General features: G+C 42.2%; 21 protein-coding genes and 1 pseudogene. 11 read left to right on the top strand and 11 right to left on the bottom strand.

The genetic code is table 11. The features are described from left to right. Positions 1 to 309 precede the first annotated feature (309 nt). The gene (locus tag LLF92_01040) at positions 310 to 1062 is read right to left on the bottom strand and encodes a PEP-CTERM sorting domain-containing protein (protein MCE5339697.1); all 753 of its coding nucleotides are present in this window, start codon (positions 1060 to 1062) and stop codon (positions 310 to 312) included. Positions 1063 to 1157: 95 nt separating this feature from the next. Next, positions 1158 to 2000 (bottom strand): prepilin-type N-terminal cleavage/methylation domain-containing protein, encoded by an 843-nt coding sequence (locus LLF92_01035; GenBank protein ID MCE5339696.1) that lies wholly within the window; start codon positions 1998 to 2000, stop codon positions 1158 to 1160. 425 nt (positions 2001 to 2425) lie between these two features. Between LLF92_01035 and LLF92_01030 the strand changes: the two genes are divergently transcribed. After that, complete coding sequence (locus LLF92_01030; protein MCE5339695.1) at positions 2426 to 3526, top strand: LacI family transcriptional regulator; 1101 nt, start codon at positions 2426 to 2428, stop codon at positions 3524 to 3526. A 12-nt stretch (positions 3527 to 3538) separates the two neighbouring features. Here the strand turns inward: LLF92_01030 and LLF92_01025 are convergent, their stop codons facing one another. Both LLF92_01025 and LLF92_01020 read right to left on the bottom strand, forming a co-directional pair. Further along, complete coding sequence (locus LLF92_01025; protein ID MCE5339694.1) at positions 3539 to 4543, bottom strand: DUF4434 domain-containing protein; 1005 nt, start codon at positions 4541 to 4543, stop codon at positions 3539 to 3541. Between the two features lie 49 nt (positions 4544 to 4592). Further along, entirely contained in the window at positions 4593 to 5708 is a 1116-nt protein-coding gene (locus LLF92_01020) for a hypothetical protein (GenBank protein MCE5339693.1), read from the bottom strand. A gap of 354 nt (positions 5709 to 6062) precedes the next feature. On the opposite strand from LLF92_01020, the gene LLF92_01015 reads away from it, so the two are divergent. Then, positions 6063 to 6422: a hypothetical protein gene (locus tag LLF92_01015; GenBank protein ID MCE5339692.1), complete on the top strand. Its 360-nt coding sequence runs from the start codon at positions 6063 to 6065 to the stop codon at positions 6420 to 6422. Here LLF92_01015 and LLF92_01010 read toward each other — a convergent pair. The 6 genes and pseudogenes from LLF92_01010 to LLF92_00985 form a co-directional block, all read right to left on the bottom strand. Then, a pseudogene (locus LLF92_01010) lies at positions 6390 to 6569 on the bottom strand (DUF4372 domain-containing protein). The gene LLF92_01015 and the pseudogene LLF92_01010 sit on opposite strands and share 33 nt — an antisense overlap. A gap of 431 nt (positions 6570 to 7000) precedes the next feature. After that, complete coding sequence (locus tag LLF92_01005; protein ID MCE5339691.1) at positions 7001 to 8299, bottom strand: hypothetical protein; 1299 nt, start codon at positions 8297 to 8299, stop codon at positions 7001 to 7003. A 14-nt stretch (positions 8300 to 8313) separates the two neighbouring features. Further along, positions 8314 to 8988, bottom strand: coding sequence for a class I SAM-dependent methyltransferase (locus LLF92_01000; GenBank protein MCE5339690.1), 675 nt, complete (start codon positions 8986 to 8988; stop codon positions 8314 to 8316). A gap of 54 nt (positions 8989 to 9042) precedes the next feature. Continuing rightward, positions 9043 to 9774, bottom strand: a complete 732-nt coding sequence (locus tag LLF92_00995) for a glycosyltransferase (GenBank protein ID MCE5339689.1) — start codon at positions 9772 to 9774, stop codon at positions 9043 to 9045. After that, positions 9755 to 10774 (bottom strand): NAD(P)-dependent oxidoreductase, encoded by a 1020-nt coding sequence (locus LLF92_00990; GenBank protein ID MCE5339688.1) that lies wholly within the window; start codon positions 10772 to 10774, stop codon positions 9755 to 9757. The genes LLF92_00995 and LLF92_00990 overlap by 20 nt, the downstream gene beginning before the upstream one ends. Beyond that, a complete protein-coding gene (locus LLF92_00985; protein ID MCE5339687.1) occupies positions 10775 to 11974 on the bottom strand; it encodes a nucleotide sugar dehydrogenase in 1200 nt (399 codons plus the stop codon). A 331-nt stretch (positions 11975 to 12305) separates the two neighbouring features. Here LLF92_00985 and LLF92_00980 point away from each other — a divergent pair, with 331 nt between their 5' ends. From LLF92_00980 to pgl, 9 genes are all read left to right on the top strand, one after another. Continuing rightward, complete coding sequence (locus tag LLF92_00980) at positions 12306 to 13661, top strand: alginate export family protein (GenBank protein ID MCE5339686.1); 1356 nt, start codon at positions 12306 to 12308, stop codon at positions 13659 to 13661. A gap of 12 nt (positions 13662 to 13673) precedes the next feature. Beyond that, positions 13674 to 14504, top strand: a complete 831-nt coding sequence (locus LLF92_00975) for a substrate-binding domain-containing protein (GenBank protein MCE5339685.1) — start codon at positions 13674 to 13676, stop codon at positions 14502 to 14504. 17 nt (positions 14505 to 14521) lie between these two features. Further along, positions 14522 to 16408 (top strand): HAMP domain-containing protein, encoded by a 1887-nt coding sequence (locus LLF92_00970; protein MCE5339684.1) that lies wholly within the window; start codon positions 14522 to 14524, stop codon positions 16406 to 16408. Continuing rightward, positions 16377 to 16841: a response regulator gene (locus tag LLF92_00965; protein ID MCE5339683.1), complete on the top strand. Its 465-nt coding sequence runs from the start codon at positions 16377 to 16379 to the stop codon at positions 16839 to 16841. The genes LLF92_00970 and LLF92_00965 overlap by 32 nt, the downstream gene beginning before the upstream one ends. 185 nt (positions 16842 to 17026) lie before the next feature. Beyond that, on the top strand, positions 17027 to 17686 hold the full coding sequence (locus LLF92_00960) for a CerR family C-terminal domain-containing protein (GenBank protein ID MCE5339682.1): 660 nt from the start codon (positions 17027 to 17029) through the stop codon (positions 17684 to 17686). After that, positions 17670 to 19091: an efflux transporter outer membrane subunit gene (locus LLF92_00955; GenBank protein MCE5339681.1), complete on the top strand. Its 1422-nt coding sequence runs from the start codon at positions 17670 to 17672 to the stop codon at positions 19089 to 19091. The genes LLF92_00960 and LLF92_00955 overlap by 17 nt, the downstream gene beginning before the upstream one ends. 4 nt (positions 19092 to 19095) lie before the next feature. Beyond that, positions 19096 to 20313, top strand: coding sequence for an efflux RND transporter periplasmic adaptor subunit (locus tag LLF92_00950; GenBank protein MCE5339680.1), 1218 nt, complete (start codon positions 19096 to 19098; stop codon positions 20311 to 20313). Next, a complete protein-coding gene (locus LLF92_00945) occupies positions 20310 to 23504 on the top strand; it encodes an efflux RND transporter permease subunit (protein ID MCE5339679.1) in 3195 nt (1064 codons plus the stop codon). The genes LLF92_00950 and LLF92_00945 overlap by 4 nt, the downstream gene beginning before the upstream one ends. Next, entirely contained in the window at positions 23476 to 24234 is a 759-nt protein-coding gene (gene pgl / locus LLF92_00940; protein ID MCE5339678.1) for a 6-phosphogluconolactonase, read from the top strand. Before LLF92_00945 ends, pgl begins: the two co-directional genes overlap by 29 nt. Before the next feature lie 68 nt (positions 24235 to 24302). Here the strand turns inward: pgl and LLF92_00935 are convergent, their stop codons facing one another. Continuing rightward, entirely contained in the window at positions 24303 to 24686 is a 384-nt protein-coding gene (locus LLF92_00935; GenBank protein MCE5339677.1) for a LysM peptidoglycan-binding domain-containing protein, read from the bottom strand. Positions 24687 to 24708: the final 22 nt, after the last annotated feature.

Below are 24708 nucleotides of genomic sequence, written 5' to 3'. Positions count from 1 at the left end.
AACTGATTATGAAAACCATAATTATCGCTGTCAGCGGTTACAATGATTTTGCCGGTATCAAGAAATTGCTGAGTAGGAAGCATCGCATAAGCGACCTGTGAGATTGACATCAAACCGAACACAAAAAACTTTGTTAAATTTCTCATACCCTTTTCCTTTGCAATTTATTTCATATTAATCCTGAAAACACTCAGTACAAGTTGAGGCATACCCTACAACAGATATGCCTCAACATTAATTCTATCGTGCGCCAACTTTATCAGAAAATCCTTATTTTCATAACCATTCTGATGGCGATATCAAATCCGTCTAACTATTTCTGCTTTTGCGAAAGATCATTAATCCAAGCCCCAGCAGGCAAATAGTTGCAGGCTCAGGAACAGTTGACAAAGACCAGTCGTCAACATAAGTATGGATATTTGCGTTAGCTCCGTTCCAATCGTCAATGCGCGCCCGCAGTATCGTCGCGGTACTTGTCGGATCGGGTGTGTTATACAGTGCAAGTCCGTCGCCTATAAGTGTTCCGTTGCACATCACATCGTATGTCCCTGCGGTAAGGTCATAAGAAACTGATATGGTATTCCAGTTTTGATTTTGAATGAGACTCCCTGAACACAATGAAATCCCGGCATTAGGGTTGTTGTTGGAATAAGCGGTAATACCGCCCCAGTAGCCGACATACACTCGTGTATACGTCGCACCAACTCCCCAATTATCCATATCGCTTATGTACATCATAAAGCCCGGGCTGCCCCATCCATTGTCTTTGAAAGAAAGAGTAACGGTGCCCTTCCCATCAACAATCGAGCTTATATCGGCATCCCGACCTATCGACCCGCCTGATTGCAGAGACACACACTGGCTGCCGGTCTTAGCCGCAGCATTGGAAACAAAGTTGTTACTTGTGTACCAGCCATCCCATGGTGCCGGTGTCTTTGCTCCAACTGTGTAACTTTCAAAGCTGTCGCTGTAAATAACACTACCAAAACTCTGTCCTGCGATTACACATACACAGAACAATAACATTGCTAACAAACCAACTTTTCTTACTTTCGTCTTCATTGTAATCCTCCAACCAAAAAAATTACACTTTTTCTGCAGTACACACCAAGCATACTGCCATACTTTGTAACACAATCACTTATTGACCATAACGATCAATGATTGTAAAAATAAAATCTCCAGCGTTGTTCCTTATCTGTCGGCCCGGGGGCTTTTGTAAAATCGGAAGGTTCTTTGGTTGCTCGACCATCCAGCCAAACCATATTCCCATATCCCCAGTCCTGGCCCGCTTTTCTTGCGTGCCATCTGGCAGCATGCTTACCATATTTCTCCCATGTCTTCGTTTTGCCCTTTGCAGGGTTGTACATAAAATCCTGCACGATGCAATAGTCGAAATCAGTGAAATAGACCGTATTGGCCGGCTGACGAACGGTAATAAGCTTGGTCGACCCATGGAGATATGTATAAATACCCTCGTTCCTTGCACGGTCTATGATCGGACCCGCATAAGCCATTGGTCCCGGCGGCCCCGGTTCTGGCTTATTACCAGGATACCCCTGCCACGAAGCATCAATAACCATCCAACTGTTAACACCGTATGTCCATCTTAAACTGCGATCAATGGCAAGAAAACTAATTTTACTAAACTCTTCTCTTCTCGCGGCAGGACACGCGTATACGCTATTTACTTTCACATTGTCGGTTCCATTCGCAACGCCCGTTTTATTGGATGCTGTATAAGGTTCCAGAGATGAGGGGTTAGACTTATTCCACATTACCTTGGGATAAAACCATGATGAAGCAACCGCCCAGCCGCCGTTATCTTCCGCCCACAGAAAGGCCGCAGAGCCCAATTGCTTAAGATTGCTCCTGCAAACAAGTGATTGGCCTTGTTGACGAGCCTGCGACAGCGAAGGTATTAGCACTGCCAATAAAAGGGCTATAATCGAAATTACAACCAGCAACTCCACCAGCGTGAAACCTTTTCTATTAGACATCGTTTTTTTCCTTTAGAAATTACACTGACAACACATCTAAAAACTATTTTCCGTTAAATAGCCGCCGGTCAAATTGCCCGTATAAAGACTATCGGCCAATTTGAGACATCAAAGCTTTTTGCTCAAAGCTCAAAAACAAACGCCACGGTAACGCATACGTCAACGCTACTATACAAAAAGAAACGCAAATAGTCAAGCACTTTTCTTCATAAAGAGGCAATTTTTTGAAAAAATCACGCAAACAACACTGGCCATTTGCGTAAAACCGTCTTATAAGCCAACAAAAACATATAGCCTATTTTAATTACTATTTTTTAGATTTTCAGAACTGTTTAACAGTTTTTTATTGAAAATTAACATAACTTATTTATAATCAAGGACGTACCGTTTCATAATTAAACAGGAATATTACGAACAATATAAAAATGAAAAAATCGCCCACTATTATCGACATAGCAAAGACGTTTAATATTTCGTCTTCAACCGTGAGCAGAGCACTTCGTAATACAAAAGGCGTTGGAAGTGAATTGCGAGCGAAAATACTGCAGGAATCGCATAAAATAGGGTACAGCCCCAATCGTATCGCAAAGGCATTCCGTAATAAAGCAAATCATATCATCGGAGTGATTGTACCAACATTCGAAGTACCGCAAATTGACGAACTCGTGGATTCAATCCAAAATACCGCAGAGAAATTAGGCCATGGTATTCTTGTTGGTGTAAGCCAATGGGATACCGATAGAGAATTGAAATTGCTTGATTTTATGGTTTCAATGGGTGTCAAAGGAATCATAATAAAATCAAAAGGCGATTCTGAAGCATTGGAGAGAATGCATGCACTTGCACAACAAAATATAAAAATTGTAAGCATTCTTGATGAAATAAGTTTTCCCCAGGTCAGTTCTGTAATAGTCGATAATATACAGGGCGGCTATATGGCCGGAAAACATCTGCTCGAACTTGGACATATCAATATTTTATACGCAACCTACGCCAGTACCCAGATAAAAAATGCTCATTCCTGGCACTTCTCTAATGATCGCTACATTGGAATGCTCAAGGCCTATGAACAGGCTGGTATTAAACGACCAAGCGGGCTTGCCATCTATGATGATAGTACTATTCGCCAAAATAAACGGCGAGATACTTTTTTAAAAGCATTGGAACAGAAATTACCTTTTTCAGCCATATTTGCTTATGATGACCAACTTGCTATTATCGCAGCAAGCATATTAAAACAACATGGATACTCCATTCCAAATGATGTTTCAATAATAGGCTTTGATGATAGTTTGGATATATTTAAATATTGTGAATGTCCGCTCACCGTTATAAAGCAACCCAACAGTATGGTTGGCGAACAGTCCGTCAACTTAGTTATTGACCCCGCTAAAAAATATGAATACCAAAATAGCAAAACCAATTTATATACACTTCCTCCAACTTTAATTGATCGAGGTTCTACTTGTAGGCCTAAAACAGGTCAAATCACAAGCCCAAGACGATCAATTCAGATTGAAGAATAAATGGGATAAATTTTATTTAAAATAAGCATCATAGTATTGATTATATAGTGTCTTTGTCTCTTCGCTTCCATTCGGATCCATGCACCAATTAAAACAATACATTACACATTTATATTCTTTTTCGATTTCTATTTGCTCCATTATGCGGTTAATCGACGCCGGCTCATACAGAGTGTGGCCGCGAGTATCAAATACCTCCATATCGACCCAAAACTCTTTTCCTGCCAAACGCACACTTTCGGCAATCTTTGGCAGATATGTCCTTAGATCTGCCATTGTAACATCCCAGCAAGTTGAGTCCTGAATCGCAATAATATCAACAGGACATTTCTTGAGGAACGCAGATACCTGTTGTGCCATCTCATCAGGACTTCTATTATGCCACCACTGTTTCATGCCCTGCTTTTTACAACGAGCAGATGCATCCGTAATAAAATATGGAGACACTATCACTTTTTTTAGAGGATATTTTTTTTTAAGATATTTCACATAAACCTTATAAATAACATCCTCTCCGGCATTATCTGCTTCATTCAATAAAGGTTCCGTGCTGATATAAAAGCCCGCAAACGACTTACACGATTTGTAAGCAGAATATAACTCATTCGCAATTCTTTTATTTAATTCAACAAACTTGGCTTTATTTGCGTCTTCACCAGTTGCATCTGAAAATCCCCCCAAATACACCTTCCAACCTCGCTTCTCTGCTTCACTTAATATCCAATCAACATAGAGCCGATCTATTTTAAATGCTTTGCTTCTATAATAGCTAATAACCTTACCTGAATTAGGGTCACGTTTAGCAACTGCCTGCACTATTAATGTATCGAATTTAAGTTTTTCCATCGCCTCAAACTCTTTAGACCATCTGGCCTGATCCCAATTTTGGTGCAGACCATAAGTAAAAGAAATAAAAGTACCGCTGATTGGCGTATGTTTTTGCTCTGCGCAACTCACTGAACAACAACCAATCAAAAAAGCTGAGGCTACTCCAAATATCATTTTGACAAACTTCATTTACTTTCCTCCACTAAGAAAATTTAATTCTTTCATACAGTAAATTCTTTCAATATTTTCCTAATTCCAGCGAATTGTTTATAAAGATATTATAATTCTGTTCTGTTTTATAAGATAAAGGACTATTTATTGGGGATGCTGTAGGCATAACAACATATCGACCTCCATTTTTTGCAGCGTTCATACAATCTTGTACTGCTTTTTTTACTTCATCTTTAGAAGCTGTTTCCAGCAATTTAAGCTGAATATTACCGAAGATACACATCTTTTCGCCTATGCGTTTTTTTACTTCACTTAACTCAATATCCCCATCAGGCGGTGCTTCACAAGGGTCTATAGCGTCACAATTTATTCTACAAATCGAATCTATAACCTTACCGATTTTGCCATGGCAGTGTAAACGTACTTTTGCCCCCATGCTGTGTATCAAATCCGTCATTTCGGCAACAAAAGGAACCACAAATTTATCAAAAAGTTGCGGAGGCATATATGGAGGCGTTGCATATTCAGGGCCGCAAATTCTGTACAAATCAACAACATTTACATCCAGCATCCTTTTTAAATTTTCCATAACGCGGATATGTATTTTCTCAAGTGTTTTTATAAAATGTTCAGTCTCTGTCATAGCCCAAATCGTGTAATCACCGAAACTCATCAAATCGGCTGCATAACACAAAGGATCTGACAGTGAAGCCATAATAATTCCGTTCGAACCAACTTCTTTTTTAATCCGCTGATAATCTGAAATATCATAATCCGCCGGCTCATATGGAATTGACAATGCTTTTTCTACATCATCAATATCCTTGCACCAATGTTCGGTTTGCCAAACTGTATGCACGTTATCAATCACCCTTGTTGTATTTGTTATGTCACCTTTTGGGGTGTGGAGTATTTTATTTGTTATTTGTGCATCGTTTTCACGCCATTGCTTAATCTCAATTTCAACTGGATAGGCTGATTCCAGGAATTTTGCATTTGATAAAGGCTCCCACATACAAACACAATCTGTATCCTGACGAATTTTCTGCATCAACGCGTAATAAGAGCTATCATTATTTTCAAATGCCCTGCTGTTGAATCCGCAAAGTTCATACGTTGAGACAGGAACTCTATCGGGAATTTCTCCGTTTAATACTTTAAGTAATCGCTCTCTTGAATTCATATCAACCAATCAAAAAGGCTAAGCTATTCCAAATATCATTTTTGACAAACATTCACTTCTTTTTGTTAACAAAATCGTTTCATCTTGTTCTAAACTTTATACTAAGTACATTCCGAATCAGCACAACTCACACGTCAACTCAAATATATAAAATTATACGCAAATAGTCAATCTTCTTTCTGCTTTTTCTTCTAAATACTACATGTGCCATATATAATTCAACGCAAATACACCTTGTTTTTGAGCAAATATTATTACATATTGTGAATAGCTTCGAAAAATGAGCTACTTCACTTAAGGCTGATATACTGTATCTTAGATTGTGTTGATTTAATTTACAGGAAGCCAGAAAGGATGTTAAAAGTGGATCATTATGATTTAATACGACAAAAGCTTCGTGATGGTATGAGTCAGCGGGAAGTTGCCAAAGCACTTGGCCATTCCCGCAACACGGTTGCCAAGGCGGTGCAATATAATCTGCCGCCGGGTTATCATATGAGCAAAGAACGCAGCAAACCGGCAATTGAACCATTTATTCACATTATTGCACAGTGGGTTGATGACAACAAAAAGGCACGTCTCAAGCGGCGACAGACCGCCAAAAAGATTTACCAGCGATTATGTGATGAATATGGTTTCACAGGTCATTACACCACTGTCCAAAGATACGTTAAAGAAGACCTCGATGTCCCGCAGACTTTCGCGATAGCTTAGTTGCGCAAATGCCATACAAAGAAATTGATCCATGCACGAAAACCGCTGGACTTTGTAATGGCCGTCGTATCGAGTAACACATTTGCGGAATTCGTTGAGCGGCAGAAAATCCATTATCTGAGCAAGGACTGTTCGTCCGTTGTTCATCAGCCATTCCCTTCACAGAATGTAAAGTGAAATGGCCAAAGTTTAAATGTGATTTCAAATCGATTACAGTCATTTTTATTTATAAACCAATGCTAAGCAATCAATTATAACGTTTTTCTAATCAAACAGTTGGACAGCAGTGATTATTACTCATTTTTAACAATCTGTACTTCTAACAGAGTTCGGCAAAAAGTTCGTCAGTGAGCAGTGTATACTGATTTGTCAGTGACTTGTATGTTGACTTGTCAACCACTTGTAATCCACTTTTTACCTCAAAAACACACTTGTAACACATTACAAACGCTATAGTTACAATCACACTTTTGGACTCCGAAGCCGAAGGTTGCAGGTTTCCCCAAGGGGATTTGCACTACGCTTCAACGAATCCCGCCGGGGACGTTTTTAAAATTGTCCCCTAACTCAAGTTATGCTCACTCGTTCTTAAATTTTATGCCGATTTCTGATAATGTTTTAATTCTCTGCCGGGCAATATTGGGGTCGGGATACATCTTTTTTAAAGTAAAATCCGTAACCAATTGAGCAGGTGCGCTCAAAGCAAATGTTGCAGACTTGAGCCTTTTTGAAAATATTTCTCCGTCTTTCAGGCCTGCGCTGTGGGTTTTCATATAGGCCGTGAGAAACATTATCGAAATAATTACACACAATATTATTTTAAACCCTTTCTTATGATAAAATTTTGCCGAATAACAAAATAAAATCATAGCTGAAAGCGGTAAAAATAAAGATATTGTCGTGTACCTGCTGGCAGATGCCTGCTCCCAACCCATACCTGCTCTTCCCAAACCTGTTAAACAGGCTGCCAGACAGGAATATAACGCAAGTATCAACCACGGCAGCACAGCATACAGAGCTTCCTTTTTGAATCGCCAAATATTGAAAATAGAAAATAATAAAATTACAAATGTAATTACCGTAACTACCCAGCCAATAGAGGGACTCCAGGACAATGAAGAGCCTAAATATGTCAGGATGTATCTTATTAAAATTACCGGATGGTCGAGAAAGAATGTCAGGGATGGATGAGCGGCAGGCTTATGATAATTAATATAGTATAATAAAACCGTAGTAACACAGGAAACAATCAATATGAAAAAATGTTTTAATTTCCATTTTCTCTGAAGCAGAAAAAGAATAAACACAGCAGGCCATGTCAGCAGACCGGAACTAAATGAATAGCTTGACAATATACAAGCGGAAATGACAACAGCCAATCCTGCAGATTTGCCCGGCCATTTATCTGCCGCCCATACCGCGATAACAACTCCGAGTATGGACATAAAAATCGCCATCTGCCAGCCCCATAACCAGTTTTGCCATTGAATTGTAGAGAACACCATTAAAGAAGTGAAAAGCTTAAGCCAAACAGGAACTGTTTTCAATGTATTCCCAAGCAATGAAAGGAGAAATAAAAAAATAAGCAGCCCAAAAACAATGCTGGTGCCAAGCTCCAGAGCTATATTCCAATTTGAAATGCTCGCCCAAAATAGCATTATGAGTTTCGGGAAAAATATTTTATGTTCACTGTGATTGACCCAGATATCGGTAAAAGTCAACGTATGATTGTGCATTTTTTCGAGCGTCGGGATAAACTCCCACTGATCATAGTATGGTATTGTAACGCCAAGTTTGTAAACAAAAGAACAAATAAAAATGAACGGCAGAAAAACAACAACATTAATAAAAATTTTTTTTGATAACACTGGAAACATAAATTTGAGCCTTGTCATAAACTTATAGTTTTAGTTCCACAAATAAATGCCTGTTTGCCCAATATTTTCCATAATAATGGAACTTTCAAGTATAACTTCACAAGCCGGCGATTTTGAGGGATTTTGCTTTTTGTGGTATATGGCAGGAATTTGTCAATAACTTCAGTAATGTTAAATCCCGCAATTTGCAGTGCTTCCACAACGCTTTTGTCGCTAAGAGGGATGTGATGGTCAAAGAAATCCCAATACTCATTGTATAAGTATCGAATATTTGGCTGGAGAATAAGTATTTTTCCTTCAGGTTTTAAGATACGGAAAACTTCAGTGAGGGTTATCATAATTTCTTGCTTGGAACAAAGATGTTCGAGGAAATTACTCATGAAACAAACATCTGCAGAGGCATCCTTAAAAGATGAAAGATTGGTGGACAATTCTTTAATAACTTTTACACCGGGAGCGGCGAATTTAGAAGTGTCATCGCTTAAGTCAATTGCATATTTACCAGCGCATCGTATATTATTTATAAATTCACAGTAACCAGCTCCGACGTCCACAACAACGGAATTCTCAGAGATATATTTTTGAAAAAAATCATTACAGAGGACTTTCCAAATATCGTTCTTCTGGCTTAACTGTTCTTTGCTAAAGCGTATATTATACAATTTTTTTATATTAGCAGCATCATCCATAAAATTTCATCACTTTCGGATTCAATTAAGTTCAGATTTAATTGAACAGTTTTTTCAATTATTTCGTATAATGTTTTTTCTCAAAGCGTAAAAATACCATCTAAGATATTTCGGCATCCATTTAAATATTCTAAATCTCGATTCTCCTGCCGTGCGGTCTATCCATGTACATGGCACCTGGGTGACTTTATAGCCTGCGAAATGCGATTTGACTACGATTTCCATACCTATCTCAAAACCGTTTTCGCTTTCGATTTTAATTTTATCCAGCATACTTTTTTTGTACATCTTGAAACTGTTAGTCGCGTCATGAACCGGAAGCGAAGTTAAATAATACAAACTTACGCCGGCCATTCGCGATAGAGTTTTTTTCAGAAATGGGCCGCCGATTTGCCTGCCGCCTTTCATATATCTTGAGCCGCAGACTATATCATAACCCTGCGACAACAATTCACACATTTTATCCACGCAGGAATAATCATCCGACAAATCAGCCATCGTAACCAGCAGATAATCGTTCGGTGCATTTCGCAGACCTGTTTTAATAGCATTTGCTACGCCTCTGACTGGGTTTTTCAAAAACTCTACCGGCACGCCCTGCTGTTTGATTTTCTGCGCGACCGGCAATGTGTCATCCTCGTCGAAATCATAAACGATATAAATAGTATGCGGGAAGTGTACCTTCTGCTCAATTGAACGAAGAGTCGCTTCAATATTCGCACCCTCATTATAGACCGGGACTATGATTCCCAGATTCGGCTGCAACTTAAAAACCTCCCAATTCAATCTGCTGCTTAATCCAGGGTATTACTTCATCGAGAGCCTGTTCGAGAGTCGTATTGCACTCGACGCCAAGAATCTTTTTTGCCTTTTCTACATCAGGGATTCGTTTTTGAACGTCATACTCAAATGGCTTGTCGCTGGCATACTCAAACGGTTTATCGCCGTTGATTTTTTTCCAGATTGTCTGCGCAAGCTCAAGCACGTTTGTCGAAACAGGAGTCGAAATATTAAAATCGTTATTTACCGCCTGTGGATGCTCGACGCAGGTTCTAATGCAGCGTGCAAGGTCGCCGGCGTAAGTGTAGTGACGAATCTGATTTCCTTTGCCGAGAATGTGCAGCGGACACTGACCTTTCAATATTTTCTGCACCAGGTCAGGCACCACATGACTCATTGCCAGCTTGATATTTCCGGAATAGATTTCCTTTTCGAGCAGCGCTTTTTTCTCGCCTGTGCCGATTGCGTTGAAAGGCCTGATAATCGTAAACGGAAGTTTATACTGCTCAAACGCGCCTTTGGCGAAATATTCGCAGGCAAGTTTCTGAAAGCCGTAAGTCGAAAGCGGAGGCGGACATTTGAATTGTTCACCTTCCGGCGTCGGATAAACATCTGTGCTTTCAAAAACCATCGAGGAAGATATTACGTTTATCTTTTTTAGTTTCCTGCTTTTAAACGCCCAAATGGCCGCGTCGAAAGTTGACGCCATAATTCTTTCATTCTCCGCAAGCAAATCATAAGCGAGTTCGTGGAAGAGCGTAATTCCGCCGATAATGGCCGCTAAAGCGATAACCTGGTCGCAGTCGACAATCAGTTTTTTCATCAGGTCAACATCTTTGGCGTCGCCCTGTGTGAATTTGTACCGCGGATGATTATCGTAGCTCTTGGCGACTTTGCCGTATTTTGAATAATTATCAATTCCAACGATTTCATGACCTTGCTCGAGCAATTCCTCTACAAGATAACCGCCTATAAAGCCGGCCGAACCTGTAACAAGTATCTTCATTTATAACAAACCTCCAAGACCGAAAAAGTTCCACATATCGACAACGGTCTTTGTTTTAAAATTGAGTTTAAGGTTTTTATACTCCGAATGTGTTGCGCCAATAATGATAATGTCCGATTTTTTTATAAGCTCTTCGACAGATACGAGCCTGTTGTCTTTTACAAGCGGGTCTGAACAGAGAACCTTTTTGACTTCAATCATCAGAGCTTTTTTAAGTTTGTATGAAAGCGATTCACGTTCATCATCGCTGTTGCCTTTAAAAGCCATACCTAATATGCCGACTGTCTTGTTTTTCAGGTCGTGCTTTTCTTTGAGCTTCTGGATAATGAAATTTGGCATTCCTTCGTTTATGAGCATTGCCGAGTGGCCGAGGAAAAAATTATTATTAGCGAAGGCCGCCAGCTGCATCGTGTCTTTAAACAGGCACGGACCTGCGGCAAAACCCGCTTTGGCGAAACCTTTTGTTCGCGGATAATCTCGCGTTACCGCATCATAAATTTTGTAAAAGTCCAGGCCGTTTTGCGCGGCGATTTGATAGAACTGGTTCGAAATCGCAAACTGCAGGTATCGCCAGACATTCGTAAACAGCTTCGCAAGCTCCGCTTCGATTGGTTTTAAATATATCACCTGTTTCGTAAGCGACAGAAACATTTTGCCTGCTTCCTTGAGCGATTTGTCATCGAACGCAGAAATAATCTGCGGCAGACCGCCGAGTTCCTCCATAGCCTTGCCTTCGGCTATTCGTTCCGGACAAAATGAAACCCTGGCTTTTATTCCGCTCTTCTTCAGCATATCACGGACTTTTTCAGTTGTGCCAGGATATACTGTACTTCTGATAATAATATGCTGACCGTTTTTAAGCAGCGGCATTATATCATCGAAGAATTTCCTGAATAGCGTAAATTTCGGGTTCAGATGTTCGTCTATCGGCGTACCAATAGTAAGAATAACAAAATGGCAGGCGGAGACTGCGTTTTTATCCGAACTGATAAATAATTTCTTGTTAAGAGTTTCACGAAGGGGTTTTTCAGCTCCGTTTTCCATAAACGGCATTTTGCCTTTGGATACCATATCAATCGAGTGCTGATTAATATCGTAAAGCATTACTTTTTTGCCGGCCTTTGCGAATGATATGCCCAACGGCAAACCAATATGCCCCAACCCCCCGACTATGCAAATATCATAGGAAAATCTTGTCACGTAACCAGGTCCCATAAAAAACCTAATGATGCTTAATCCTTACCATACGCGTGATTAGAACAAAAACCAGACAAAAAGTAAAGATTAATTCTATGGTCTTAAAAAACAGAAAAAAGAAGTTTTCACCAAAAAACTATTACAATATTTACAGTCCTATAACAATTCCCTAATCCATTCTAAATGATTTCAATCTCTAATTGTCGCATCGTTATTCATCAAATCGTTAAGCGACACCCATTTATAGTCGAAAAACATAATATATTTGTGACTATGGATGGAATCTAATCTAACGATTGGATAAATTTTAAAGAGCAGGGTAAAGGAGTTTATTGTGAGAACAATTTTTTTTTGTGCGGTTATTGTACTCTGGTTTTGCGCAACGCAGCCGGCGAGGTCGGCATCTATAACGGATGCAAATTCAGGCAGAAAAGATTTTCTGTCTCAATTAAAGAATCCGACCGACTGGCTGGAAATTCAAGCGGATTTGAGATTGCGTGCGGAATACTACAATAACAAGAGGTTAGATAAAAACGCACGTGGACACGAACAGCTTATTTTCCCTCGCTACAGATTAAGGGCCGGTGCTAAAGTAAAAATTACCGACGATGTGGATTTCAACATCAGATTTGTAACTGAACCCCGCTATTACATTCAGCCGAAATCGCAGGACCCGCAATTCGACAGGAATGAAATCCTGATTGACCGATTCAACCTTGTTGTGCGAAACGCGTTCGATTTGCCGCTGACAATCACCGCAGGCAGACAAGATATTATCCTCGGCAGCGGCTGGCTGATTTGCGACGGCACTCCGTGCGATGGCGGACGCTCGGCGTTCTTCGACGCGTTGAGATTTACTTATGACATCGATGGAAAAGATTCGGTGCTTGATTTGATATTGATTGATAATCACGCCGACAGCGGAAAAATTTTCAATCCGTTCCACGACAGAGATTTCGATTTGGCAGAACAGGATGAAAAAGGTTTTATCGCTTACTGGTCCAAAAAGACCGGCAAGAAAAGCGGATTAGACCTGTATTACATTTATAAACAATATACAGAACAAGTCGCAGCCAACAGTTATGAGGGTGAAGTTCATACGCTTGGCTTGAGAAAATACGGCACGCTGACCGACCACTGGGATTACAGTATGGAATTTGCGCCGCAGTTCGGCCACAAAAACGGAAACAGCCTCGGCTCATTCGCCACAAATGACCAGCTTATTTATAATTTCAACGACGAAAAGAACAATATGCTGACTTTGGGTTATGAGTATCTTTCAGGCGGCGATGACAGAAATAATAATTTCGATAAATGCTTCGGCAGAGTCGATACATGGAGCGTGCTCTATCAGGGCAATCTCGATGCTATCGACGGCAGGTCGTATGACAACGCAAATCTGCACAGGCTCTATGTTGACTGGGAAACAGATGTTACAAAGAAAGCAAGACTGCTTAGCGGATATGCGCTTCTGTTCGCGGATGATAATACTTCCGCAGGCGGAACAAACGGTATGAGCAAAAGCGGAAACTTCAAAGGACAACTTCTGAAGACTATGCTGAAATATAAACCGTGCAAAAATATCGAGCATAGATTAGAGGCGGAATTGTTCCTGCCGGGCAATTTCTACAGCCAGGCGAAGAACGACCCCGCAGTTTTTCTGCGGTATGGTTTCTACTGGACGCTATAAAAGGAAACAAAAATGAAAAATATAATTTTAACATTAGCAGCAGTTATTTTAATATGTTCAGCGGCGTTTGGTGCCTCTGACGCCAACAGCGCATCGACAAATAAAATAACAATCACCGGCACAGGCGACAGCGCAGAGCTTTTACGTACTCTGGCGACCGCTTTTGAGGCCAAACACAGCGGAACAAAAATCAAGATTCCCGAGAGCATCGGTTCCACCGCCGGTATAAAGGCTGTCATAGCAGACAAAGCGGATTTGGCCAGAACAGCACGCGAACTCAAAGACGCTGAAAAGTACGCCGGCGTAACACAAGTAGTATTCGCCAAAACGCCAATAGTCTTCGTCGTTCGATGGGACACCAACGATATTAACAACATCACAACGCAGCAGATTTTCAGCATTTATAAAGGCGAAATAAAAAACTGGAGTCAGCTCGGCGTAAAGCCCGGCAAGATATATCCGCTGACCAGAGAGGCCGGCGACTCTGCGTTAAGCGTTCTTGGTAAAACGCTGCCTGGGTTTGCCGATGTGAACAGTCCGGCGGCAAAAGTAATGTATCTTACGCCTGAAGCTGTCTCTGCAATGCTGGATCACAAGCAGACGATTGGTTTTCTGCCATTGTCGGCGGTTATTAATACCAAACTGAAAATATTGAAAGTTGACGGCATTGAGCCTTCGAGTGAAAACGTACTCAACGGTGAATACAAACACGTTATTCCGCTCGGCATTGCTTGTAAAGGTCAGCCGGCAGGACTGGCGAAAGAATTTATTGATTTTCTTTACAGTGAAGATGCGGCAGAGATTGTCAGAAGTACCGGCGCGGTACCGGTAAAAGCTGAATAGTAATTTCAGGAAGCAAAATGTTTAAGTCGATACGAATAAAAATTATGGTCTTGCAAACAGGGCTTGTCCTTGCGGTTACTGTCGCACTGGGTATCGCTTCGTATATACTTACGTTTAATTCTATCAAACAAGACCAAAAAGAAAAACTGCAATATTACGCCAACCATACCGGCGAACAAATAAAAATCGCGATAAACAACAAAGAACAATTACTGGAGAAAATCGGCCACTCTGAAGCCGTAACAACTTATTTCAAAAAACAACAGGAAAACTTCCTTGTCGGGTATCTTGAAAAATTTACACCGGAGTTCGGCTCCATTTCTTACACCAAAGAAACAGGACAGGAAGAATTAAAATTAGTTTATGGAAAGCAGGTAGTAAATTTTTCGAATATAAGTAATTCCGAAGTTTTCGGAAAAGCGATAAAGAACCCCAACAAAGCGTTCAGTGCATATAACCCCTATGTGCCGGAATTAGATGAGCCTTGTGTGGAAATAGGATTCTGCGAGAGGGACTTTTTCGACGACTTTATGGGTTTTATTTTAGCCAGGATACCTATTACACAATTAGTCGGAAATATCCATAGCTTTGTTCAGGACAAGGACATTTCTATTATTCTTATCGATTATGATGGTACCGTTTTGGCTTGTCGAGACAAGAGCAAGCTGTTCAGAAGGCTGGAACTGCCCAACGGCAGAACAGAACATGTTCTATCGGAACTTAAAAAATCAAAAATAGGTTTCGAGCGTGCTTCTGTCTGGGGCGCGGACAGTTATATCGCGTATGTGCCGATTGAAAATGAAAAATTCTGCATAATAACAGTGTATCAGTATGAAGGCTTCAGCAGGAAACTTGCCGCATTGCGAAACACAACGATTCTTGTCGGGCTGACAATCCTGATAGCGGGCGTTGTGTTATCAATCTTTGTAGCGTCGGACATAACCGGACCGATTTCAAAACTGCTGCGGACTACTGCTTTGATAGCAATGGGTAATTTTTCGCAAAGAGTAGATGTAGATTCGAAAGACGAAATGGGACATCTGGCCGCGGCGTTTAATCGAATGACTGAAAATCTGCAGTTAACCACAACGTCAATGGTTAATCTCAACAAGGAAATCGTCGAACGCCAAAAAGCAGAAGCCGAACAGCAAAGCCTTAATGAAAAACTCGAAAAAAGCATTAAAAATCTGACAATCGCCAACAGAGAACTTTCTGATTTTGCGCACGTGGCAGCACACGACCTTAAAGCTCCGTTGCGTGCTATCGGCAGTCTGGCGGGAATACTTATGACAGATTACGGAAAGAAGCTCGACGATCAGGGCAGATATTATCTGCATACGCTGCTAAAAAGAACAGAACGCATGAGCGAACTTATCAGCGGTATTCTTACTTATTCTGAACTCGGCCACGCAAAAGATATTCTGCCGGTAAGTATAAATGATATGCTTCGGCAAATCATAGCCAATACCGAAATTCCGCATAATATTGTAATAGTATTCGAAACTGACTTCCCGACGCTTGTATGCAGCAAAACGCATATGCAGCAGATATTCCAGAATTTAATCAATAACGCGGTTAGATATATGGATAAACCGAACGGCTATATACGCCTGAAATGCATCGATGATGGCGATTGCTGGAAGTTTAGCGTTTCCGATAACGGACGCGGAATCGAAGAAAAATATTTCGAAAAGATTTTCAAAATCTTCCAGACCCTTGTCAGACGCGACGAAGAGGAAAGCACCGGCATAGGTCTTTCAGTAGTTAAAAGAATTATTGAAAAATACGACGGAAAAATCTGGGTCGAATCCCAGCCGACAGTTGGAAGTACATTCCACTTTACATTAAGAAAGGAAAAGACAGAGGTTAAACATGCGAAACTTCAAACCAATTCTATTAGTTGATGACGACGATGTTGACGCGATTATCACACAGCGTGCGGTGAACGACTTAAAAATCACCAACGAACTGCTTCGCAAAGTTGATGGAGAGGATGCGCTCGAGTATTTAAGAGACCCGAACAATGCAAAACCGTGTGTCATTCTGCTGGACTTGAATATGCCGAGAATGAACGGCTTTGAGTTCCTTAAGGTCGCAAAGGCAGACGCCGACCTCAAGCGAATACCGATCGTTGTTCTGACGACATCAGACGTTGACCAGAATATCCTCGACAGTTTCGACCTGGGCGTCGCGGGCTACATAGTCAAACCTGTCGATTACAAGCAGTTCCTCGATGCTATGAAGACCATTAATATGTACTGGACTTTGAGCCAACTGCCGCCGATGGATTATAAATCAGACGAAGTCGACGCTCAACCGCAAGAACAAACTGCTTAACCGCCGTTAGTCATATAAACGCATATAAAGGGATGGAATTGCTTACATCTTTTCCATCCCTTATTATTTACACACAAACATATCGTATCTTCTTTTGCCGGTTTCCATAAAAAAATGTTTCTTGACTATTTTAAACGTATGTTTTATACTTTAGTATGAAACGTATGTTTAAAATAGGTGTATATATGGAAAATAAAATTGAAAATGGTGATGTTAAAATAAGACTGCTGGATGCTGGCGAGGAATTGTTTGCTGATTATGGTTTTGAAGGTACAAGCGCAAGGCAGTTGACTCAAAAAGCAAAGTGCAATCTGGCTGCGATAAATTACTACTTCGGCGGCAAATTTGAGTTATACTCTGAAGTAATCAGCAGAAAAATGAAGTATTTGCGTGAACGCAGGATAGAAATCATTGATAGAGTTATCAACGAAAGAGGCGATGAATTAACTCTTAAGGAGCTTATTACCGTTTTCGCGGAATCTTTTGTAGAACCTCTTACGAATGAAGCGGGCGGCAGAAGATTTTTAAAAATGTGCGGATGGGAAATGCTAAATCCGAAATTTTCAAAAGATAGATTTTTAGACGAGATGATTAAGCCGGTAATTCAACATATGCTCGGCGCATTTTCAAAGGTATGTCCGAGTCTGCCGAAAGAAAAATCGCTTTTGTGCATCGCTTCCATTGTAGCACAATTGATGCACAGTATTCAGTTGGATAATCTATTTTCAGGAGTCAAACGACAGGAGTTTACTTCCTTCACGCTTCAGCAGCGAATTGAACATATAATCGAATTTTCATACGAAGCTGTCAGCGGATTGTGCAGAAACTATGCAGTTCAAAAATAAAATATATTTTGTTTTGATCACGAGCGGTATTTTTCTTACCGGCTGTATGGTCGGGCCGAAATATAATCGTCAGGAAACCATCGCGGATAAAGCGGGCTGGTCGTTTGAGAACGCTTCATACAGCTCCGACTCGAACAATCCCGGCAGATGGTGGGAAAGATTCAACGATGATACTACCAATCAGCTTGTAGAAAAAGCCATCGCGAGAAATTACGATATAAGAATAGCCGCTGCGCAGGTTCTTCAGGCCGAGGCGACATACAAAATCGCAGGCGGAGCACTATTGCCGCACGTTACAGCTAATTCGGACAGTCAATTACTGCGACAAAATTCAGGACCGCCCGGTTCTGCGCTTGAAAAAACCGGCAGAGTTACAAAGACACGTACATACACAAATGTTTTTTCCGTAAGTTACGTGCTCGACCTTTTCGGCGGACTGCGGCACGCGAAACAATCGCAATATAATAAACTGCTCGCGTCGAAAGCTGACAAGAACGCGGTGATAAATTCGCTGATTGCTTCGGTAATCAACGCCAGAATAAACATCGCGGCGATGCAAAACAGACTGGCAATCGCAAAGTCGAACGCTGAAAGTCTCGGCAAAACTCTAAATATCGTCGAAGACAGATACAAGCTCGGACTTGTCGGCCCTGTCGATGTTCGGCTGGCACGACAAAATTACGCCGCTGCGCAAAGTGCGATTCCTGATTATGAGTTGTCGCTGCGTCTGGCGCAAAACGCGATTGATGTTCTTATCGCAGTCCAGCCGGGCAAAACCAAACCGATAAGCGATACGATAGCCGATTTGCCTTTGCCGCAGACAATACCTGTCGGACTGCCGGCGACTTTATTGCAGCGAAGGCCGGATATCGTCGCGGCTGAATTTAAATTAAAAGCACAAAATGAAAAAATCGGACAGAGCATCGCGAATATGTATCCGAGTTTGACTTTCACCGGCTCAATGGGTTGGAGGTCGAATGCTTCGGACTCTATTTTCGTTGATGAAGCGTGGCTTTATTCGGCGCTGTTGAGTATTTCGCAGCCGATATTTATGGGCGGACAACTAAAAGCGCAGGTCGAATACGACAAAGCTTTGTTCAGCCAACATGCCGCCCAATACGCAAAAACGGTAGTAACGGCGATGCGTGAAGTCGAAGATCAGGCCGCTTCGGAAAACCTGCTGCGCAAACGGCTGCAATACGCGCAAATAAGTTTCGACGAGGCAAAGGCCGCTGAAATACTTGCCCGCGACCGGTACAGCAGAGGCGTGGAAACGCTGCTGACGGTTCTTGAGACTGAACGCCGAAGAAACTCGGCGGAGGATTCGCTTGCTATACTTAAAGGTCAAATTTGGAACGCAAGAGTTAATCTGTTCCTCGCTTTAGGCGGAGACTGGACGGGATAAAGAAATGGATAAAGAAAAATTAAAAAATGCACAGCAGCGGCTGCTGCAGCAGTTAAAAATTAAATCTGAACAGTTTACGAACTTCCGCAAACGGCACCGGCAGTTTACAATTTCAGCGATTGTTATCATCGCGGGCGTATTGCTGACAATTATAATGATAGCGATAAAGAAGTCGCCTGCAAAAGAGAGTTATCCTGAAGTCGCTCCGCTTGTAAAGACATCCATTGTCTCGCCGCGGAATATCGAAATGGTAATCAATGGGTACGGCACGGTAAAACCAAAATCGCAGGTGCAGATAGTGCCGCAGGTGGCGGGAAAAGTTGTCTTGCTCAATCCGCTGTTCAGAGCCGGCGGAGTTATCAAAGCCGGTCAGGAGTTATTTCGCATAGAGCCGAAAGATTACGAACTGGCGGTCGAGCAGGCGCAGGCGAATGTCGCAGAAGCGGAAGTAAAACTCGACATCGAAAAATCGGAAGCTGCCGTGGCGAAAAGAGAATGGCATCAGATAAATCCCGACAGCGAGCCGAATTCGATGCTTGTTCTTCGAGAGCCGCAAATAAAGCAGGCGCAGGCAATGCTGGATTCGACAAAAGCCGCCCTGTCGAAAGCGAAACTAAATCTTGAACGCACCAGTATTACGCTTCCGATTGATACTTGCGTAACGGAAAAAAAAGTTGATTTGGGTCAGTACATCGCCGCGGGCCAATCGGTCGGCAGCGCGTACGGAACCGACGCAGTTGAAATAGAAGTCCCGCTGGAAGATGGTGAGCTTGCGTGGTTCGATATGCCCGGCAGCATCGCCGAGGTGAAAGCCGATTTCGCCGGAGCGGCAAGAGTTTTTAACGGACAGGTGAAACGCACAACAGGACAGGTCGATGAATTTTCCAGACTTGTTCATGTCGTAGTTGAAGTCGCAAATCATATCGACGAAGACGGCGCAATCAAAGACGCCCTTTTGCCCGGCACATTTGTCACCATCGGCATCAAAGGCAAAACTTTCAAAAACGCATTCGCAATCAAAAGAGACTGGATTAGAAACGGCGAAGAAATATGGACAGTGGAAGATGATGTTTTAAGTATTATGCCGGTGGAAATCGTGCGTGCCGATGAGGAATACGCTTACATTAAGACCGGAAGCAATGACGCAATCGAAATCGTTACCGGAAGCGTTAACGCTGTCGTTGACGGAATGAAAATCCGCATAAGCTCGGAAAATAAATGAACGAATCGAATACAAATAAAGTCGAACACAAAGGAATTCTCGCGTGGTTCGCGACAAATCACGTCGCAGCAAATCTGCTGATGATGTTTGTAATGGTCGGCGGATTTTTGTCTGCTCTCAATATTAATACTGAAGTCTTTCCGGAAATTTCTCTCGACCGAATATCAATCACTGTTCCGTACAGAGGCGCTACGCCGGCAGACGTCGAGCAGGGTGTTGTTCTTCGCGTCGAGGAAGCTGTCTACGGAATCGAAGGCGTTAAACGTGTTCTTTCAACCGCTTCCGAAAACTCGGCCAGCACAATCATTGAGGTTGAAGAATATTCCGACGTTCAGGAAGTTCTCGACGATGTCAAAGCCGCGGTTGACAGAATTACAACTTTTCCTGTCGAAACAGAAAAACCGGTTATCTCGGAAATGAAAACAACGCATAAAGTAATTTCCATTGTGTTATTCGGCGAAGCGACGGAAAAAACCTTAAAACATCTTGCCGAGCAAATACGGGATGATTTAACCACGATGGAAGAAATAAGTCAGGTCAGCATCTGGGGTGTTCGGCCTTATGAAATCGCGATAGAAGTATCCGAAGAGGCGATGCGGCGATACGGATTGAGCTTCGACAAAGTGGCAAAAATCGTCGGCTCGTCTTCCATCGACATCCCGGCAGGTTCAATTAAAACACAGGGCGGCGAAATTCTTGTGCGGACAGAAGGACAGAAATATCACGGCGAAGAATTTGCCGACATAGTTCTGTTGAGCAGAAACGACGGCACGAAAATCAGACTCGGCGACATTGCACAAATACGCGACGCTTTCGAGGATACAGATTTATTCTGCCGCTTTGACGGCAAACGCGCGGTTCAAATTCAGGTCGGAAGAATCGGCAAACAAAATGTTCTGGATGTCGCCAAAGCGGTTAAAACTTATATTGAGCAGAAAAAAAACTCGCTGCCGAAGGGCATCGAACTTGCGATGTGGGAAGATGATACAATTATTTTAAAATCAAGAATGAGTCTGCTGCTAAATAACGGTATTTCCAGTCTCATTCTTGTTTTTATATGTCTGCTGCTGTTCCTCGATTTTCGGCTGGCGTTTTGGATTACCTGGGGAATACCAACAAGTTTTCTCGGCGCATTCTGGCTTATGCCCATGTGGGATATGACTATCAATATGATGACGCTTTACGCGTTTATTCTGGTTGTAGGCATTGTCGTAGATGACGCAATCGTAGTCGGTGAAAATATTTTCGCGCTGAAACAAAAAGGGCTGCCAATTACTGACTCGGCCGTGCTGGGTGTAAAAGAAATGGCTATTCCGGTTTTTCTGTCTGTGTTTACTACGGTTATAGCATTTGTGCCGCTTGCGTACACAGGCGGTGTAATGGGGAAAATTCTGCGGGCGATGCCGATTATTGTTGTTTGCGTACTCTCAATTTCGCTTGCGGAAGCTTTATTGATTCTTCCCGCCCATCTTTCTTCGACACGAGTTTATAAGCCGAACATTTTTACAAAAATTTTAGACAAAGTACACAATATTACAAGAGTAAACCTTCATAAATTTATATACGGTCCCTTCAAACGGACATCTGAACTTTCGATTAAGAACAGATACGCGACATTAAGTATAAGTCTGGCGATTTTAATCGTAACAATCGGCACAATCGCAGGCGGATGGATTAAGTTCACATTTTTTGATTCCGCTGAAGCGGACAATATGGTTGCGACAGTTGTAATGCCGATGGGAACGCCGTATAAACAAACTGGCGAAGTAGTTGAAAGACTCGAAAAAGCCGCCGAACAGGTAAGGCTTGAATTCGACAAAAAATTGAAAGGCGATATTTCTATTGTGAAACATATTTCAGCGACAATCGGCTCTCAGCCCGCTTTGTCCCGCGGAGGTCCTGTCGCAAAAAGCAGCAGTTCTTCCGGACAGGCGCATCTTGGAGAAGTAAATGTTGAACTGCTCGACAGCGAACATCGCGGAAAAATCTCAAGCGTTGATATGAAGAACAGATGGCGTCAAATCGCAGGAGACATTCCCGGCATTTCGTCGCTGACCTTCATATCTGAAATATTCAGCGCCGGAGACGAAATAAGCATTGAACTTTCGCATGAAAATTTCGATGTCCTCCTTGATTGTGCGGAAAAGCTGAAAACCGCTTTACGCCAATACAGCGGTGTAACGGACATCGCCGACAGTTTTGAAGAAGGCAAAGCGGAAATCCGGCTCAACCTCACAGAAAGCGGACGAATGCTCGGACTTACACTGAATGATTTGGCACAGCAGGTCAGATACGGTTTTTACGGCTATGAAGTACAGCGAATCCAGCGAGGCAGAGACGATATTCGCGTAATGCTTCGCTATCCGCAGCAACAGAGAAGGAGCATCGCGGATGTTGAGAATATGCGAATCAGACTGGCCGATGAAACTGAAATTCCTTTTAATACCGTCGCGAAAATAACATATTCAAGAGGCTACGCAGCCATAGACAGAATAGACCGAAGAAGAGTTGTAACCGTAACCGCCGACGTCGATGGGGACGTCGCAAACAGCAATGAAATCAATCAGCAGCTTATGATGAGCAATTTACCTGAACTGGCGGCTGATTACCCCGGCCTTCAGTTTAAATTCGCCGGCGAGCAAAAAGAACGAAACGAATCGCTTGGCACACTGAAAATTTATTTCCCGCTTGCGCTGCTGGCGATGTATGCGCTGCTGGCGGTTCAGTTCAGGAGTTATTCGCAGCCTTTTATTATTATGACGGCAATTCCGTTCGGAATCGTCGGCGCTGTAATAGGTCATCTGCTGCTCGGATATAACATCAGTTTGCTTTCGATGTTCGGCATTGTAGCGCTGGCCGGCGTTGTCGTTAATGACGCGATTATTATCATTGACCTGATTAACGAGTTAAGAAAAGAAAATTCCAACCTGACAGAAGTGCTTTGTGACAGTACAACCACCCGGTTTCGTCCGATATTGCTTACTTCATTAACTACTTTTCTCGGATTAGCGCCGCTGATTTTCGGAAAAAGCCTTCAAGCTAAATTTTTGATTCCAATGTCCATCAGCCTTGCTTTCGGAGTAATGTTCGCCACGACAATCACACTTTATATCGTGCCTGCGTTATATATGATTATTGAAGATGCGAAAGGATTGTTTAAAAATGGAAAAATTGAACAGCAAACAAATTAAAATCGTTCAGGCGGAAAATTTACAGCAGCTTTCGCAAAAAACTCTCGAACTTTTTGTCGATTCAGTGAGCCAAACATTGAAAAAACAAAACGTTTTTTATTTGGCGATTTCAGGCGGCAGAACGCCCGCTGATTTTTACAAACTGCTCGGCACAGACAGACGGAGTCTTGATTTGCCGTGGAGCAGAATTGAACTTTTCTGGGTTGATGAGCGGTGCGTCGGGCCGGATTCGCCGGACAGCAATTTCAAACTCGCAGCTGATACTTTTTTGAATGCCGTCGCTATACCGAAACAAAACATCCACAGAATCGCAGGCGAGTATCCTGATTATTTGCAGACGGTTCAGGAATACACCGAAACACTGCAAAGAGTTTTTAAAATAGAGGAATGGGAAGTTCCCGCGTTCGATTTAACGATTCTCGGTATGGGGCCGGACGGACACATCGGCTCATTATTGCCAGATTCTTACGATTTCGACAGGAACACTCTTGTCTCTGAAGTCTATCACAAGACCGGCGGATACAACCGAATCACACTGACGCATCCGGTTATATGCAATTCTCAAAAAATACTTGTCCTTGTCTCCGGCAGCGAAAAAGCTGAAATGCTCAAAACGGCTTTCACAACAAAACCGAACGAAATCAAGTATCCGGTTCATACTTTATGGCCGTTTCTCAAAAAGGTAGTTTGGCTTATCGACAGCGACGCAGCGAAAGAACTCTCAAATTGAAGAATGTAGATTGTAAATTGAAGATTTGGTTCGAGTAATCTTCTATCTTCATTATTCAATCTTCAATTCTACTGCGGTATGACTAATTTCATTCCCGTTTTCAGTGCGTTTGGTCCTCTTGGCATCTGGTCTTTGTTCGCCTGATAGATTTTGTTCCAGCTCCCGACGGTGCCATAATATTTTTTGGATATATCGCTCAATGTCTCACCGGTCGCAACGATGTGCATTCTTACCGATGGCGCGGATTCGACAGGAGTTTGCGCATCTGGAGTATCAGTAAGGTTTATTTGCAACTTCGGCTCTTCCTTAACAGCCAGCAAATCCCTTTTTTGAGCCAGCAAATCCTCTATCCGCGGCTGGTTTACGACCGGTTGACGGACAGAAAACCACACCGCGGCGACCAGACACAATCCTGTGCCGATTAACAAACCTGTCTTAACATCTTTTCGCATTTATTGCTTTAAGGCTTAATAC

It is taken from the genome of Planctomycetaceae bacterium (assembly GCA_021371795.1).
Taxonomy (GTDB): Bacteria; Planctomycetota; Phycisphaerae; order Sedimentisphaerales; family UBA12454; genus UBA12454.
Note: the sequence above shows the minus strand (reverse complement) of the source record. Positions and strands in the feature narration are given on the sequence as shown.